Source organism: Aneurinibacillus thermoaerophilus (assembly GCF_900099925.1).
GTDB lineage: Bacteria > Bacillota > Bacilli > Aneurinibacillales > Aneurinibacillaceae > Aneurinibacillus > Aneurinibacillus thermoaerophilus.
Window position 1 is genome coordinate 53800 of record NZ_FNDE01000009.1, and the last position, 16146, is coordinate 69945.

13 protein-coding genes are annotated in these 16146 nt (G+C 48.0%); all 13 read right to left on the reverse strand.

Going from position 1 to position 16146, the window contains the following annotated elements:
* Positions 1-26: 26 nt before the first annotated feature.
* Complete coding sequence (locus BLR88_RS06860) at positions 27-1106, reverse strand: DctP family TRAP transporter solute-binding subunit (RefSeq protein WP_175493570.1); 1080 nt, start codon at positions 1104-1106, stop codon at positions 27-29.
* A 148-nt stretch (positions 1107-1254) separates the two neighbouring features.
* A complete protein-coding gene (locus tag BLR88_RS06865; protein WP_057900250.1) occupies positions 1255-2517 on the reverse strand; it encodes a dicarboxylate/amino acid:cation symporter in 1263 nt (420 codons plus the stop codon).
* A gap of 229 nt (positions 2518-2746) precedes the next feature.
* Positions 2747-3463 carry a response regulator gene (locus BLR88_RS06870; RefSeq protein ID WP_057898072.1) on the reverse strand — a complete coding sequence of 239 codons (717 nt, stop codon included), beginning with the start codon at positions 3461-3463 and terminating at the stop codon, positions 2747-2749.
* The gene (locus tag BLR88_RS06875) at positions 3460-5064 is read right to left on the reverse strand and encodes an ATP-binding protein (RefSeq protein ID WP_082705907.1); all 1605 of its coding nucleotides are present in this window, start codon (positions 5062-5064) and stop codon (positions 3460-3462) included. The genes BLR88_RS06870 and BLR88_RS06875 overlap by 4 nt, the downstream gene beginning before the upstream one ends.
* 134 nt (positions 5065-5198) lie before the next feature.
* On the reverse strand, positions 5199-6539 hold the full coding sequence (gene mtaB / locus BLR88_RS06880; protein WP_057898071.1) for a tRNA (N(6)-L-threonylcarbamoyladenosine(37)-C(2))-methylthiotransferase MtaB: 1341 nt from the start codon (positions 6537-6539) through the stop codon (positions 5199-5201).
* 105 nt (positions 6540-6644) lie between these two features.
* Positions 6645-7382 carry a 16S rRNA (uracil(1498)-N(3))-methyltransferase gene (locus tag BLR88_RS06885; protein ID WP_057898070.1) on the reverse strand — a complete coding sequence of 246 codons (738 nt, stop codon included), beginning with the start codon at positions 7380-7382 and terminating at the stop codon, positions 6645-6647.
* 9 nt (positions 7383-7391) lie between these two features.
* Positions 7392-8426, reverse strand: coding sequence for a 50S ribosomal protein L11 methyltransferase (gene prmA / locus BLR88_RS06890; protein WP_082705906.1), 1035 nt, complete (start codon positions 8424-8426; stop codon positions 7392-7394).
* 38 nt (positions 8427-8464) lie between these two features.
* Positions 8465-9589 carry a molecular chaperone DnaJ gene (gene dnaJ, locus BLR88_RS06895; RefSeq protein ID WP_057898069.1) on the reverse strand — a complete coding sequence of 375 codons (1125 nt, stop codon included), beginning with the start codon at positions 9587-9589 and terminating at the stop codon, positions 8465-8467.
* Between the two features lie 104 nt (positions 9590-9693).
* Entirely contained in the window at positions 9694-11529 is a 1836-nt protein-coding gene (dnaK, locus tag BLR88_RS06900) for a molecular chaperone DnaK (RefSeq protein WP_057898068.1), read from the reverse strand.
* Between the two features lie 119 nt (positions 11530-11648).
* The gene (gene grpE / locus BLR88_RS06905; RefSeq protein ID WP_091260279.1) at positions 11649-12266 is read right to left on the reverse strand and encodes a nucleotide exchange factor GrpE; all 618 of its coding nucleotides are present in this window, start codon (positions 12264-12266) and stop codon (positions 11649-11651) included.
* A gap of 11 nt (positions 12267-12277) precedes the next feature.
* A complete protein-coding gene (locus tag BLR88_RS06910) occupies positions 12278-13828 on the reverse strand; it encodes a TCP-1/cpn60 chaperonin family protein (protein ID WP_057898066.1) in 1551 nt (516 codons plus the stop codon).
* A gap of 40 nt (positions 13829-13868) precedes the next feature.
* Positions 13869-14903: a heat-inducible transcriptional repressor HrcA gene (gene hrcA, locus BLR88_RS06915; protein WP_057898065.1), complete on the reverse strand. Its 1035-nt coding sequence runs from the start codon at positions 14901-14903 to the stop codon at positions 13869-13871.
* Between the two features lie 72 nt (positions 14904-14975).
* The gene (gene hemW / locus BLR88_RS06920; RefSeq protein ID WP_091260281.1) at positions 14976-16133 is read right to left on the reverse strand and encodes a radical SAM family heme chaperone HemW; all 1158 of its coding nucleotides are present in this window, start codon (positions 16131-16133) and stop codon (positions 14976-14978) included.
* Positions 16134-16146 lie beyond the last annotated feature (13 nt).

Consider the following 16146-nt stretch of genomic DNA (forward strand, 5'->3'; position numbering starts at 1 on the left):
GCCCTTTACCACTTTTTTTAGCATATTTATTCGTAGCCACCGCTCCTCTTCTGTAAAGCCCGCTCGTCTGCCCCTAGTTTTTTCCATTCTTCCAAAACTTGTGTTCCGATGGTATCTTTAAACTGATAATAGACAGGCGCCAGGCGTTTTTTCCATGCTTCTTTCTCCTTATTTGTCTGCATATGAATATGAATCAAATTTTTTGCTTTCATTTCCGCGAGCGCCCTGTCGTTCATTTTTTTCGCGTACTGGCGAATCCAGGCCGTCGTTTCCGCCATTGCCGATTCAATTGCCGCCCGTTGCTTTGGGGACAACTTATCCCACGTCGTTTTATTTATTAATACAATATACCCAAGATAGCCATGATTACTAACTGTCATATGCCGCTGTACCTGGTATAAACGTTTGCTGTAAATATTGGATAGCGTATTTTCTTCTCCCTCCACGTTTTTGAACTGCAATTGCCGGTACAAATCATTAAAAGAATAGCTTTCCGCTTTCGCGCCCAGCGCCCTGAATTGTGCTTGAAGAATCGGGCTTGCCATAATCCGAAATTTCATCTGCTTAAAATCCTCTGGATCAATGAGCGGCCGATTGGCGGTCATCTGCTTAAAGCCATTATCCCAAAGCGCCAGGCCTTTAATATTTTCGTCATTGATGGCCTTAAATAACAATTGGCCAAGCCGCCCGTCCATCGCTTCTTTTACTTCGCTTTCGTTTTTGAACGCATATGGCAAGTCCATAATCATCCAAGCCGGATAGCGCGAGGACAGCTTAGAGGTGGCAGGCGCAATCATTTCGACTTTGCCTGTCTGCAAGGCCTGAAACTCTTTTTCGTCATCAAATAGTGTAGCGTTAGGATACACTCGGATTTCCACCATACCGTCCGTTTTTTCCCGAACAAGCTGAGCGAACCTAGAAACAGCTAAGCCTTTCGGCGTATTTTCTGCTACCACATGGCTGAAGCGAATGATAACTTTTTTGTCCAACCCTTCCTGTTCAGCATCATAATGTACAGGCTCTTTCGCGCTGAAGCCGAAACCGACAGCAATCGAAATGGCTAATCCTGCAAGCAGAAATACAATCAACCACCCAAGGGATTTCACGTTACATTCTCCTTTTCCTGCTTTCGTATTCCTATCATAGCATAAGAAAAACTCGCAGATATTGCACGCTCGTCCTTTTTCTTTCCATCAAAAAAGCGTCGGCTATATTCTAGCCGACGCGCAAATTGTTGCTAAAACAAACCGCCAATTAAGCGGAAACTTGTTCATTATACGAGCCGTTTTTGCTCTCTGTCTCTGTACGGAATTCATCTTCCATCTTCGCAACTACCACAGTAGCAACCCCATTACCAATAAGGTTCGTAATCGCCCGCGCTTCTGACATAAAGCGGTCCACACCGAGAAGAAGCGCCATACCTTCAACCGGAATCGTCGGGAATACAGCCAATGTTGCCGCCAAAGTTACGAAACCCGAGCCCGTAACACCAGCTGCTCCTTTTGAAGTGAGCATCAAAATAGCGAGAAGCGTGATTTCCTGGGTAAGAGTCAAATCAACCCCATAAGCCTGAGCGATAAAGATGGCGGCCATAGATAAGTAAATGGCTGTACCATCCAAGTTAAATGAATAACCGGTAGGAAGCACAAGTCCAACAACAGATTTTGAACATCCGTACTTTTCCAGCTTTTCTATCATTTTTGGAAAGGCAGCTTCAGAAGAAGAAGTACCTAATACGAGAAGAATCTCTTCTTTGATGTATTTAAGAAAGCCAAAGATGCTAAATCCATATATTCTAGCTATTAAACCAAGTACAAGAATAATAAACAAAAACATTGTAATATAAACGGAACCCATTAGTTTTCCCAAATTGTGCAAAACTTCAATCCCAAAATTGCTAATTGTATAAGACATCGCGCCGAACGCTGCAATCGGGGAAACTTTCATGACCATATTTACAATACCAAACATGCCTTCTGTTAACTTTTCAAATAAATCAAGCACCGATTTTGCACGTTCTCCCATCGCCGTCAGCGATATGCCGAACAAAACAGCAACAAAAAGAATCGGCAGGAGTTCGCCGTTCGCTAAAGCTCCAAAAATGTTCTCTGGAATAATGCTCATTAAAAAGTCTATTATACCGTGGCTCGTTTCAGCAGCCTGTTTCGTATATTTCGTTATATCGCCTGTGGCCGCAGCTTTATCCATACCTTGTCCCGGCTTAATTATATTAACGACAATAATTCCGATAGCCAAAGCAATTGTACTTACGATCTCAAAGTAGATGAGCGCTTTTCCCCCAATGCGGCCAACTTTCTTTAAATCGCCCATCCCTGCAATTCCGACTACAATCGTAAGGAACACGATGGGGGCGATCACCATTTTAACCAGCTTAATAAAAATATCCGCCAAAACCTTCAATTGCGAGCCAAAGTCAGGGAAAAATTGTCCAACTAAAATCCCTAAAATAATGGCGCATATTACCTGCACGGTAAGATTTCTGAAATTTAGCCTCATTTTCTTTTTCATCCTATCCTCCCTTTCATTTACTCACGGTTACGCTCCGCTGAAGCGAAAGGAAGGAAGTGATGAAGTTCAAAAACGTTAACGGTTGCGATTGCAATAAGAACTGAAACCGTCCGTTTTTTTTGAATCTTCATCAAACCCTTCCCTTTGCTAATTATTTATCTTGTCTGATAGTTTTATGATAACGTTTGCAAAGGAAAGGAAGAAGTTTTCGTATTTATTAAACATTTTGTTCTTTTTGTTCATCAACCCACGTATACATTTTCATCGGGCGTCCTACCGTGCCGTATACCATATGCGATTTCGCCTTGCCAACCGATTCCAGATATTCGAGATAGCGGCGCACCGTGACGCGGGACATGCCGATGATCTGTCCGATGTCTTCTGCAGACAAATCCGTTTCCGCTTCCCGAAGGCAGTTGGATACTTGCTGAAGCGTAAACGCTTGGATCCCTTTTGGATAGTTCGTTTCTTCTTTTGTAGACTGCTTTTTGCCCGCAATGGCCAATGTGCGGGCGCCATCGAATATTGTCTGCGAAAATACGGCTGACTGATTACGGAGAAAATGCTCTTTATAACGCAAAAGCGCTTCCTTGATTCGTGAAAACTGGAAAGGCTTAAAAATATAATCAACGGCACCAAGACGCATGACACGCAGCACAGTGTCCCGATCGTTAGCCGCCGTTACCGCAATAACGTCCAAGTCAAACTCCTCCTGGCGAATAATGCGCAGCGTTTCCAGTCCGCCTTTGCCTGGCATGTATAAATCAAGAATAACAAGGTTCGGCGCCAGTCGTCTGATCTTTTCAATCGCTTCCTCCCCGTTCCTCGCCCAGCCTATTACTTTAAAACCTTCTACCTGCTCAATAAACGAGGCGTTAATCTCTTGTACCATCGGATCATCTTCGACTAATAAGACCGTAATCGGTTTGCTCATGTTGTTTCCTCCTTTCGCTCCATCGGAAGCTTTACGCGCACCCATGTGCCATATCCGACCATACTGTCCACTTCAATCTCGCCTCCGCTCCGTTCCACAATGGAAGAGACAAGATATAAGCCAATACCACGCTCGTCTTTTTGCTTCGTGGAGAAGCCTTTGGCAAAAATCTGATGCCGTATTTCTTCCGGGATTCCAATCCCGTTGTCCTCCACTTCAATCGTTAAATAGCTCTCGTCCTGCACGATCGACACATCCACCCGTCTTTCACGGTCGTTCATCTCAGATAACCCGTCAAACGCGTTTTCGATCAAGTTCCCGATAATAATCACAAGGTCATGGTAGGTAACCCCTTCCGGAAACATGCGAAATTCGCTATACGGATCGATACAAAGCGCAATATCCAGCTCTTTGGCTCGGCTAATCTTCCCGATCAAAAGTCCTGTCAAGTTTATGTCCTGAATGCGCCCGCTGATATAATGGGCCACATTTTCCTGCTCTTCGTCAAGCTGGAAAATGTAACGAAGCGCTTCCTGTTCCTTGCCCAGCTGGATCAACCCAGCAATCGTATGCAGTTTGTTACTGTGCTCATGATTTTTTGCGCGCAGCGCATCCACAAATGCCTTAACTCCGGTCAGTTCTTCCGCAAGGCGGGTCACTTCCGTCTTATCCTGGAAAATAGCGATAGCTCCTGCAATCTTCTCTTTGACACGAATCGGAATTCGATTGCTTAAAATCAGCGTATCGCCCACATAAAACTGCTGGTTATAAATCGGGCGGCCCAATTCAAGAATTTCTGGCAGGCGCGTGTCGGGAATAACATCGCGGATGTTTTCACCGATCGCCTTTCCTTTCACTTTCAGCATGCGCCGCGCCGCATCGTTAATCACGGTAATGCGTTCTTTGTCATCAATAGCAATAATGCCCTCATGGATGGCATGAAAAGCGGATGTACGTTCGTCCAATATCCGGGCCAGCTCCTGCGGCTCCAATTGGAATGTTTGCTTCTTAATATGGCTCGCCAGCAAATAAGAACCCCAGATACCAAAACAAAGCGTAAGCGAAAGAATAAGAACGATTTCTTTACTCATATCCTCAAGAATTGTGAGAATGTGAGGAACTGTATTCCCTACCATCACAACGCCGATCTGCTGATGTTCTTCATTCATAACCGGAGCGTACGCCCGCACTCCTTCGCCAAGACGGCCTTCGACCCGTTCGACATAGATATGTTCAGCAAACGCCGGCTTCGCTTCATTTACATTAAAATGTGTGCCGACACGACTTTCGATAGGATGCGAGAACCGCTTCCCGTTCATGTCAACTACGACAATGTAATCAGCCCCGTAGATAGCACGCACCTGTTCAATAAGCGGCTGGACACGCAACTCGCCGTTCAGCAACCCTACCGCGCGTTTGACTTCCGGCATTTGCGCTGTGACTTTAGCGATCAAGAGCGAGCGTTGGCCAACCTCTTCCACTTTCATACTAGAAATTTTACCCAAAAGAATCGTAGCGGCCATCAGCAGAGAAAATAGCACAATGCCAAATGCGAGCAGTGTAATTTTCCAACGGATAGGCCAGTTATTCAAATGAAACATACAGGACTCCTTTTCATGGTAGAAACATCTCAACTTGACGCTTTCCTTAAAAAATTATAAAAAGAATCACCATGAAAAAAAAGCGAAACTGCGGAAAACAGTTTCGCTTACGCCCTGTTTCGTTCAGCGTCTCATTACGCTTTGAGCGCTTCTTCACTGAGCACGCGGACGAACGTTCCTTTGCAATATTCAGAGCCCGGAGCGTCCAGACGAACTTTACAAATTTTTCCTACCAACGTTTCGTTAGCCGGGAAAACAAGCTTCAGATAATTGTCGGAATGGCCCACATACAGGCCGCTGTCCGTCGCTTCTTTGTACGGCTCTTCCGGAATCACTTCCAACACTTCGCCTACAAACTTGCTGGAATAATCCAGCGCCAGCTTATTAGATAGCTGAATCAACTCATGCACACGACGGTTTTTTACTTCTTCGTCCACCTGGTCTTCCATGCGAGCCGCCGGTGTACCGCTGCGCTTAGAATACGGAAAGACGTGCAGTTCGGCAAATTTCATTTCCTCAATGAAACGATACCCGTTCATAAACATTTCTTCCGTTTCACCTGGGAAACCGACGATAACGTCCGTCGTAATCGCCACGTCCGGCAACGCTTCATGCAATTGCTCAATTTTGCGGCGGTATTCATCCGTCGTGTACTTGCGGCGCATACGCTTCAAGACATAATCGTCACCCGCCTGCAACGGCACATGCAAATGACGGCACATCTTGTCGGAAGAATTGAGCACTTCGATGACTTCATCCGTAATCTGACTCGCTTCAATCGAGCTGATGCGGATACGTTTCAATCCCGGCACTTTGCTGTCAAGGTCGCGTAGCAGGCGCGCCAGATTATAATCTTCCAAGTCTTCACCATAACCGCCGGTGTGGATGCCAGTCAGCACGATTTCTTTATACCCTGCGGCCACCAGCTTGTTTGCCTGTTCGATCACACTTTCCGGCTTGCGGCTGCGCATTAAGCCGCGCGCCCACGGAATAATGCAAAACGTACAGAAGTTATTGCAGCCTTCCTGAATTTTTAGCGACGCGCGCGTACGATCCGTAAATTCCGGCACATCAAGCTCTTCGTATTCACGAGCCTTCATGATGTTCGTCACCGCATTAATCGGCTGACGCTCACGCAAATACTGGTTGACATAGTCAATCAGCTGGTCACGGCCGGACGTGCCCACAACGATATCTACACCCGGAATCGCCATAATCTCGTGCGGCGTCGTTTGCGCATAGCAACCCGTAACAGCAACAACCGCATCCGGGTTACGACGGATGGCACGACGAATAACCTGGCGGCTTTTCTTATCTCCCGTATTTGTGACCGTACATGTGTTAATAACATAGACATCCGCTTTTTGTTCAAAATCTATCTTTTCGTAGCCGGCCTGCTTAAACAACTGCCAAATCGCTTCAGTCTCATAGTGATTCACTTTACAACCAAGCGTGTGAAATGCTACAGTTGGCATCTCTCATCCAACTCCTTATTCGTGTAATACTTTGATATCCTGACATCCGTATCATAGTATGCCGGTATATCAAGCCAAATGTATAGACTCTCCACTCTCATCTGACTACTGCTGTTCAAACTGATAAGAAACGCAAGACAAGGCGTATAACGGTGCAGTTTCTGCGCGCAAAATCCGCCTTCCCAACGATACGCACAAAAACCCGGCCGCTTCCGCCTCTGCCACCTCTTTCTCGTCGAAACCGCCTTCCGGGCCGATAACAATCAAAATTTTCGAGCCGGGTGCCGCTTCAGCAAGAACGCGGTGCAGCGTGACCGTTTCTTCTTTCTCGTATGCAAATAAAGCATAATGAAAACGGGACGCGGATGCAAGAAGCTCGCGCCAAGTTAACACATTTTCTATAATGGGAACATGACTTCTATGCGACTGCTCAGCAGCTTCTTTGGCAATTTTTTGCCACCGTTCCAGCCGTCTTCTCTCCTTTTTTTCGTCGAGCTTAACAACCGTGCGCATAGAAGTGAACGCGCAAAAAGAAAAAGCACCGAGCTCAGTGCCTTTCTGAATGACTACCTCCATTTTATCACCTTTCACAAGCCCCTGTGCAATGGTAACTTGCACCGGAAGTTCGCGATTCGGCCCCTCTTCTCTCAAGATGCGCACACGCACGGCATTGGGTTGGATTTCCTCAATTACACCGCGCACGTCGCGTCCTTGTCCGTTGCAACAAATAATCTCATCGCCGCTCCTAAAGCGCATCACTTTTGCGATATGGTTTACGTCATCCCCGACAATCGTTACGTATTGTTCATTCATTTGCGAAGGATTCACAAAATAGCGCTGCATTCATATCCCTCACTCTGCTTTTCGTTCCGCAATTATGCACACCCAACCTGAGATTAGGGCGTTTCGATCGTAAATGGTCGGCGGGGCAACCGTATCCGCGAATGAATCGTTCGCACCGTCTTCATTGTCATACATATCGTGCATATAGTGCGATTCTTTTACCCGGAAGCCCGCTTTCTCCATTGCAGCTTTTACTTCTGCTTCTTTCTGGGTAATAATGCCAGAAGCAATAAACAATCCGCCCGGCTTCAGCACAGCCGCCGCGTCGTCAACAAACCGCAGGATCACTTCCGCAAGAATATTGGCAACGACAATATCAACCGGTCCCTTTATACCGTCGAGCAAATTGTTCTGCGCTATTGTTACTTTGTCTTCCACACGATTCAGTTTCACATTCTGAATGGCAGAATGGACAGCTACTTCATCAAGATCAAGCGAGCGCACGGAAGCAGCACCAAGTTTTGCGGCCGCGATACTGAGCACACCAGTACCGCAGCCTACGTCAATCACGCTTTCCCCGCCCTGAATGAGTTCATCCAAGGCGCGAATGCACAGCACAGTTGTTGGATGTGTTCCGGTGCCAAATGCCATGCCTGGGTCCAGCTCAATCACTAATTCGTCCGCTTTCTTCGGCAAATAGTTTTCCCAGGTAGGAGTGATTGTAATCCGCTCGGATACTTCGACTGGTTTATAGTACTTCTTCCAGGCGGTGGCCCATTCCTCTTCCTGCACTTCCGCAAGCGTCACCGTGCCCGGGCCGGCATCAATGCCGTACGAAGACAGGTTGTTGACCGCTTCTTTGATTTCTTCCACCGTTTCTGCAAGATAGCTGTTGACGAGAAGATAGGCTTTTACAATGACACCTTCAGTCGGATAATCCTTCTCCGAAAGTTCGTAGATTTCGCCATACTTATCATCCCAATCACGCCCAAGAACTTCCGGATCTTCAATAACTACGCCCGTGGCACCTGCCTCGTGCAAAATATTCGCAACCGCCTCGACCGCTTCCTGCGCCGTATGAATGCTAATTTCAGACCATTTCATCGCTTTCGTCCCATCCTCCCGTTACGCTATCTTGTGTTTTAAAGTTCTCCCCGCAACACTTTTTTCATTTTGTCAAAGAAAGAAGTTTCTCCGCTACCATGCATTTCTTCTCCGCTGATCTCAGCGAATTCGCGCAGCAATTCTTTCTGTCTTTCGCTAAGTTTGGTAGGAGTAACAATGACAACTTTCACGTGCTGATCCCCTTTGCCTGAGCGGTTCAAATAAGGAACACCGTGACCGCGCAGGCGGAATCTTGTTCCAGTCTGGGTACCGGCCGGAATTTTCAGCTTCACTTTGCCGTCAAGCGTCGGAACCTCAATCTCATCACCAAGCGCCGCTTGGGCAAATGTAATCGGAACCTGACAGTAAATATCGTTTCCATCGCGTTCAAAGAACTCATGGGGTTTTACCTGGAAGACAACATACAAATCTCCCGGGGGGCCACCGTTTATTCCTAACTCACCTTCGCCGGCGATGCGCATTCTTGCGCCATCGTCCACGCCGGCCGGGATTTTGATATGAATTTTGCGACGTACCTTTTCACGTCCGCTCCCGTGACATTTGCTGCATTTTACCTTGATAAACTTGCCGCTTCCCTTACAGTTCGGACATACCCTGCGGTTTACGACACGGCCAAACGGTGTATTCTGTACGATCTCCTGCTGTCCGGTGCCACCGCATGTCTGGCACGTTTCGATCTTGCTGCCCGGCTCAGCCCCGGAACCGTTACATTTGGAACACGTCGCTTCTTTCGGAATTTCAATATCGACTTCTTTTCCAAACACTGCATCCTTAAAATCGATCCGCATCGTGTATTGCAGATCATCGCCCTGACGCGGCGCGTTCGGGTTGCGGCGCCCGCCGCCGAAAAACATGTCAAAAATGTCGCCAAAACCCCCAAAATCTCCGCCAAAGTCAAAGCCTCCGCCACCAAAACCGCCCTGTTGGGCGCCGGCATGGCCGAAGCGATCATAGTTAGCGCGCTTCTGCGGGTCGCTTAGCACATCGTACGCTTCTTTTACCTCTTTAAATTTCTCTGCCGCATCCGGCTCTTTGTTAACGTCCGGGTGGTACTTGCGAGCCAGCTTGCGGTACGCTTTTTTGATCTCGTCTTCCGAAGCGGACTTGGAGATGCCTAACACCTCATAATAATCGCGTTTCATTGCTCTTCACTCCCGCACTACTTTACTCATAAAGTCCATCATATCAGGTTGCGAAAAAAAGTCAAAGTCAAGGTGCCCCTGACTTTGACTTTTCGATCACTTGATTATTTTTTTTCATCCTCGTCAACGATTGTATAGTCGGCATCCACTACATTATCGTCCTTTTTCTGTGCAGTGTCTTCCGCGCCCTGAGCTGCCTGCGCCTGTTGCGCCGCTTGCTGATACAGTTTTACGGACAGTTGCTGTACCACTTCTTGCAGTTCATTTTTCGCGGTGCGGATCGCTTCAATATCGGAACCTTCAAGCGCAGTTTTCAGCTTGTCTTTTGCCGCGTTCGCTTTGTCGATTTCAGCTTGATCTACCTTGTCTCCAAGCTCTTTTAATGTTTTCTCGGTCGCAAAAATCATTTGATCCGCTTCATTGCGCAGTTCAACCTGCTCTTTGCGCTTCTTGTCGGATTCGGCGTTCTCTTCCGCCTCTCGTACCATGCGCTCAATTTCTTCTTCACTCAGACCAGAGGAAGACGTAATCGTGATTTTTTGTTGTTTGCCCGTGCCTAGGTCTTTCGCCGACACATTGACGATACCGTTCGCGTCGATGTCAAACGTAACCTCGATTTGCGGCACGCCGCGCGGAGCCGGCGGAATATCCGTGAGCTGGAAGCGACCCAATGTTTTGTTGTCAGCCGCCATCGGACGCTCACCCTGTAACACATGAATATCTACAGCTGTCTGGTTGTCAGCCGCAGTGGAGAATACTTGCGACTTGCTTGTCGGGATCGTCGTATTGCGCTCGATTAGTTTCGTCATTACGCCACCCAACGTTTCGATACCAAGGGACAACGGCGTTACGTCCAGCAGAACGACGTCTTTTACATCGCCTGTCAGTACACCTGCTTGAACGGCCGCACCAAGCGCTACGACTTCATCCGGATTTACGCCTTTGTGCGGTTCTTTACCGATGAATTTTTTAATCGCTTCCTGAACGGCCGGAATGCGCGTAGAACCGCCAACCAGGATTACTTTATCAATGTCGGACGGGTTCAAGCCCGCATCAGACAATGCCTGACGGGTCGGTTTCATTGTACGTTCCACAAGGTGAGCGCTCAGTTCTTCAAATTTCGCGCGCGTTAAGTTTACTTCCAGATGCTTCGGACCGGTTGCGTCCGCCGTAATGAACGGAAGCGAAATCGTAGTTGTTAATACGCCGGAAAGATCCTTCTTCGCTTTTTCAGCGGCATCTTTCAGACGCTGCATCGCCATGCGGTCATTGGACAAGTCAATGCCATGTTCTTTCTTAAATTCACTCACAAGGTAATCGATGATCACTTGGTCGAAGTCGTCACCGCCGAGCTGATTGTCCCCGCTCGTCGCTTTTACTTCAAAGAAACCGTCGCCCAACTCAAGGATAGAAACATCGAACGTACCACCGCCAAGGTCATATACGAGAATGGTTTGGTCTTCTTCCTTCTCAAGACCGTAGGCGAGAGCAGCCGCAGTTGGCTCGTTGACAATACGCAGAACTTCTAGACCCGCAATTTTACCAGCGTCTTTTGTCGCCTGGCGCTGACTATCGTTAAAGTAGGCCGGAACGGTAATAACGGCCTGTGTTACCGGTTCGCCAAGATAGCTTTCCGCGTCCGCTTTCAGCTTTTGTAGAATCATCGCGGAAATTTCTTGCGGCGTGTACTCTTTCCCCTCAAGATTTACCTTATAATTTGTGCCCATGTGGCGCTTGATGGAAATAACGGTGTTGTCCGGGTTCGTAATCGCTTGACGCTTCGCAGCTTCACCCACGATGCGCTCGCCGTTTTTGAACGCTACCACGGAAGGAGTGGTGCGGTTTCCTTCCGGGTTCGGAATAACAACCGGCTCGCCACCTTCCATTACCGCTACGCAAGAGTTTGTCGTACCTAAATCAATCCCGATTACTTTAGCCATGAAAGTCCTACCAACCTTTCCTAGTATATTTGCATTCATACAATCAATGAAAACAAAAAATTAACAACCTACCTTGCATATATCTTACTAAGTCACATAAAAGGCTTCACAAAGTGCGCTTAAGAACTCACCTTAACCATGGATGGACGAATCACACGATCTTTCAACTTGTAGCCTTTCTGAAACTCTTCGATGATAATGCCAGATTCATACTCATCACTTTCTTCCTGCATGACCGCTTGGTGCATATTCGGGTCGAACGGTTCGCCGACGCCCGGCACTGTCGTCACGCCCTCCTGTTCTAAGACCTGCTGAAGCTGGCGAAACACCATTTCAATGCCCTCAGCAAGAGCGCTCGCGTCTTTCGCATCTTTGCTCGCCGCAATCGCACGCTCAAAGTTATCTACCACAGGCAAAAGGGCTTCAATAACGCGCTGGGACTGATATTTCATCATTTGCTCTTTTTCCCGATTGACGCGTATGCGGAAGTTCTGTAAATCCGCCTGAGCACGTAAATATTTGTTATATAGCTCATCTTTTTCCGCTTGAAGCTGTTGGATTTGCGCCTGTAGCTCCTGTTCGCGCGGCACTTCAACGGCTTCCGCTTGCTCTACAGCCGCTTCTTCTACGTTTGCGGCTTCTTCAGACTGAGAGAATTCTGTCGGCTCGGCCCCTTGCTCTTCCTGTTTTACCGTCTCTTCCATAAACTCATCTGGATTTTTGTTTTCTTCAGTCACAGCACTTCCCCCTATTCATTTGATGGTATAGCTGGAGACTTTTTTCTGATTACAGTATGTATGCGCAGAATCGCGCGGCTGACCTCCCCTGCAGTTTTTAGCGCATGCAGCTTAACCAGCGCAGGATCGACCACCCCGGATTCCAGCATATCCGCACAATGCCCAGTATCGAAATCAAGCCCGATGCTCGACGAATCTGCCTTAGCCTGTGCCGCTTTTACCTGCTCAATTTTCTCCAGCGGATTAAAGCCAGCATTGCGAATCATCTGGGCAAACGGTTTGCGAAGGGCAGCGGCCACCGCTTCCACTCCGAACCCTTCCATTCCTTGAACGGACGTGCGCCATTCCTCAAGATGGCGCGACAAAAATAACTCCAGGCTGCCGCCACCGGGAAGATATCCTCCCCTGAGCGCCGCCTGTACGGCGGCCGCCGCATCTTTGGCAATCCGTTCCCTTTCGCCGACAACTTCACCTGTGGAAGCGCCGATGACCATAGTTGCCGTCGGGATGCCCCGGCCCCCTATAACACGCACCTGACCAAGCGTTTCATCATATTCCAAATGTTCCGCGTAACCAAGTGAGTGCGATAGCTCCTCTACACTTTTATTAAGGGCGATACGCTTTAGTGAACGCGCTCCTGTATAACGGGCGACGCGCTCTCGCTCTGAACGAAAAACGCGGTGCAGGACAACAATACCGTGATCGAGGCAAAATTCTTCCGCCATGCTGTCACAGCTACGATCAAGCACTACCGCGTTTACCCCCAGTTCAAGAAGTTTTTTCAGGTTACGCCGGTACTCTTCTTTTAACTGTAAATACCGCTGAAAGCCAATCTCAGTGCCGAGCGCTTCATCGTCCATTTCTTCCGGTGCGAGCGCGTCGTTCAGCACGAACAAACAAACATTGTCCAACCGTTTCGGCATCTCGCGCGACAACGGGCGCTGATGAATAATAACACCATTCAGCACTTCGTTTTCCGCGCCTTCCCCCGCCGTGACCAATTCGCTGAACGCAAAGTCCGGCTCCAGCATCTTATCGCGTCCGATTAACTTAGCCCCTTCAATAACAAGCCGAGCAATGTCTTCCTGTTCCCTTCCCGCGATATACGCAATATGAAACAGGCGCTCATCCTCAAAAGCTTCAATGGGCAGTGCTGCTTCTTTCAGCTTCGCCACCGCTTCGTTAATCCCCAATTCAATGCCGGCAATAACTTTGGCAACCGGAACCCCCCGTTGAACCTGAGCTGCACCTTCCGTCACCAGTGCCGCAGCAAGCAGGGTAGCGGTTGTCGTCCCATCGCCCACCTCCCTTTGCTGGGAGCGGGCAAGCCCAATCATCAGACGTGCGGCCGGATGTCTGACTTCCATCTCTTCAAGAATAGTGACACCGTCATTCGTAATAATGACGCCGCCTTCTTCATCAACAAGCATCGTATCCAAGCCTTTAGGGCCGATCGTCCCTTCGACGGCGCTCGCAATCGCCTGTACTGCATTCATATTATGAAGCAAGGTGGATAATCGTTCATCTCCTGAGCCATCCCGCTCAGTCGGATGTGAAGCCATAAGCATCCCCTTTTATTCGCAAATTTTTCCGGGACGCACCTTACGCCCCGGATTTGTAAAAGCGTTCAAACGCGTTTGTTAAATTATCGGCCAGTTCGTTCAAAATGGCCATGACCCGGCCATATTCCATGCGGGTCGGGCCGAGAATGCCGACAGTGCCTACCGGCTGGCCATCAAGATGATATGTGGCCGTAATAATGCTGCACCCGCTAACAGCCTGTTCTTTGTTCTCAGAGCCGATGCGCACCTGCAAGCCCCTTTCCTGAGAGTCAAACAAGCGTACTACCATTTCATTCTGCTCAAAAAGTGTCAAAATATCCCTTACTTTATCTACATCGCGAAACTCAGGCTGCATCATGATATTCGTCGTGCCTTTCAACACGATATGATCATCGGGCTCATGTTTCAGCGCCTCTTCAAGAAGCGATATAAAATATTCACACTGTTGGATATAGCGCCCCAATTCCTTGGCGACTTCCGTATGAAGTCTGTTCCGTAGCTCCGCCATCGGCACACCCATAAGCTTTGCGTTCAGCAAATTGACGACACGTTCCACTTCTCCGATTTCTATTTCTTTTGGAAGTGAGATCGTTTTGTTTTCCACTTTTCCGGTATCCGTTACCAGGATGACCACCGCAGAATGCGAAGACAGCGGAATCATTTGAATCGTCTTAAGCCGGGATGATTTTATCTCATGTCCAAGCACGATAGACGTATAGTTCGTAAGACCGGAGAGAATGGACGCCGCCTGGTTCATCACCTGCTCGAACTCATAAAACTTCTCCGCGAACACACGGCGAATGTGCTGGGCGTCTTCTGCTCGCATAAACGGCATATGAACAAGCTGATCCACATAGAAACGGTATCCTTTATTGGAAGGGATACGCCCGGCTGACGTATGTGGCTGCTCCAAATATCCCATCTCTTCCAAATCTGCCATTTCATTGCGAATCGTAGCAGAACTGTATCCAATATCTTCCCGTTTCGAAATCGTGCGTGAACCAACCGGTTCCGCGGAACGTATATAGTTATCGATAATTGCTCGCAAAATTAACTGCTGCCGTTCCGTGAGCATATCGTTTCCTCCCTTGTTAGCACTCAGATAGTTCGAGTGCTAAAAAGCTTACTTCAAACATACCAAAGGATATCAAACTTTGTCAACCAGCCCCAGGAATCTGGCAAACACCTCGTTTCCAAGCGGAATGCCGCGCTTTGTCAGCCGCAGCATCTCACCGTTCCATTCCACCAGTCCAAGTTCGATCAATTCTTTAATTACAGAGCCAAACTGTTCCTCCAGCGTCGTACCGTACCGTTTTTGAAACTCGGACGCCGATACTCCCCGCATCATACGCAACCCCATAATCATATGATCTTCCATCGCTTCCGTCCGGCTTACCGCAAATTGCTCTACGCGCGGCAATCCTTTTTCACCTGCAAGCTGTATATACTGTTTCAACGGTCCGGCGTTGACATGCCGTTCACCGTTTATGTAGCCGTGTGCTCCAGCTCCTATGCCATAATAATATTCATTGTGCCAGTATGTCATATTATGGCGACTCTCCCAGCCTGGACGAGCAAAATTGCTGATTTCATACTGAAGCAAGCCGTGCCTCGCCATCTCTTCCATGAGCAATTCATACATTGCTACTTCCTCTTCCTCGGTCGGAAGCGGCAATTGATCTTTTTCATACAGCGTATGAAAAAGCGTGTTCTCTTCCACCTTTAAGCTATAAGAGGAGAAATGGGGCAGATCAAGGGCAAATGCTTGATCCAGCGTATCTCGAAACTGTTCCACAGTCTGATCAGGCAGACCGAAAATCAGGTCAATGGAAAGGTTTTGAAACCCGGCTGCTTTTGCATTTGCAATACTCCGCAACACCTGTTCACTATCATGAATCCTGCCAATACGCTTGAGCAATTCGTCATCAAACGATTGAACACCAAAGCTAATGCGGTTTACACCGCCATGCCTCATGACGATTAGCTTTTCCATATCCGTCGTTCCAGGGTTCGCTTCCATCGTGAATTCAAGATCAGCGCTCCGCTTTGGGAAATAACGCGCCACTATTTCAAGAAAATATTCCATCTGCTTCGTGTCAAGAAACGTAGGAGTTCCCCCGCCGACAAAAATCGTTTTGATTTCGCCCGGCGGAAACTGACGCACAGTTTCTTTCATCTCTTTTTCAAGCGCATATAAATACTCCCAAATTAATTGCGGGTTCTTAGTTACATACGAATTAAAATCACAATAGTAGCACTTATTTGTACAAAACGGAATATGAATATAAACGGCCTTCGTTTGCATTCTGCCGCACTAC

Coding starts and splice junctions, on each gene's coding strand:
- BLR88_RS06875 (WP_082705907.1), bottom strand. CDS start 5,064: ATGTTTCATTTGAATAACTGGCCTATCCGTTGGAAAATTACACTGCTC.
- hrcA (WP_057898065.1), bottom strand. CDS start 14,903: ATGCTCACGGAACGGCAGCAGTTAATTTTGCGAGCAATTATCGATAAC.
- hemW (WP_091260281.1), bottom strand. CDS start 16,133: ATGCAAACGAAGGCCGTTTATATTCATATTCCGTTTTGTACAAATAAG.
- dnaJ (WP_057898069.1), bottom strand. CDS start 9,589: ATGAAACGCGATTATTATGAGGTGTTAGGCATCTCCAAGTCCGCTTCG.
- mtaB (WP_057898071.1), bottom strand. CDS start 6,539: ATGCCAACTGTAGCATTTCACACGCTTGGTTGTAAAGTGAATCACTAT.
- BLR88_RS06870 (WP_057898072.1), bottom strand. CDS start 3,463: ATGAGCAAACCGATTACGGTCTTATTAGTCGAAGATGATCCGATGGTA.
- BLR88_RS06865 (WP_057900250.1), bottom strand. CDS start 2,517: ATGAGGCTAAATTTCAGAAATCTTACCGTGCAGGTAATATGCGCCATT.
- prmA (WP_082705906.1), bottom strand. CDS start 8,426: ATGAAATGGTCTGAAATTAGCATTCATACGGCGCAGGAAGCGGTCGAG.
- dnaK (WP_057898068.1), bottom strand. CDS start 11,529: ATGGCTAAAGTAATCGGGATTGATTTAGGTACGACAAACTCTTGCGTA.
- BLR88_RS06885 (WP_057898070.1), bottom strand. CDS start 7,382: ATGCAGCGCTATTTTGTGAATCCTTCGCAAATGAATGAACAATACGTA.
- BLR88_RS06910 (WP_057898066.1), bottom strand. CDS start 13,828: ATGGCTTCACATCCGACTGAGCGGGATGGCTCAGGAGATGAACGATTA.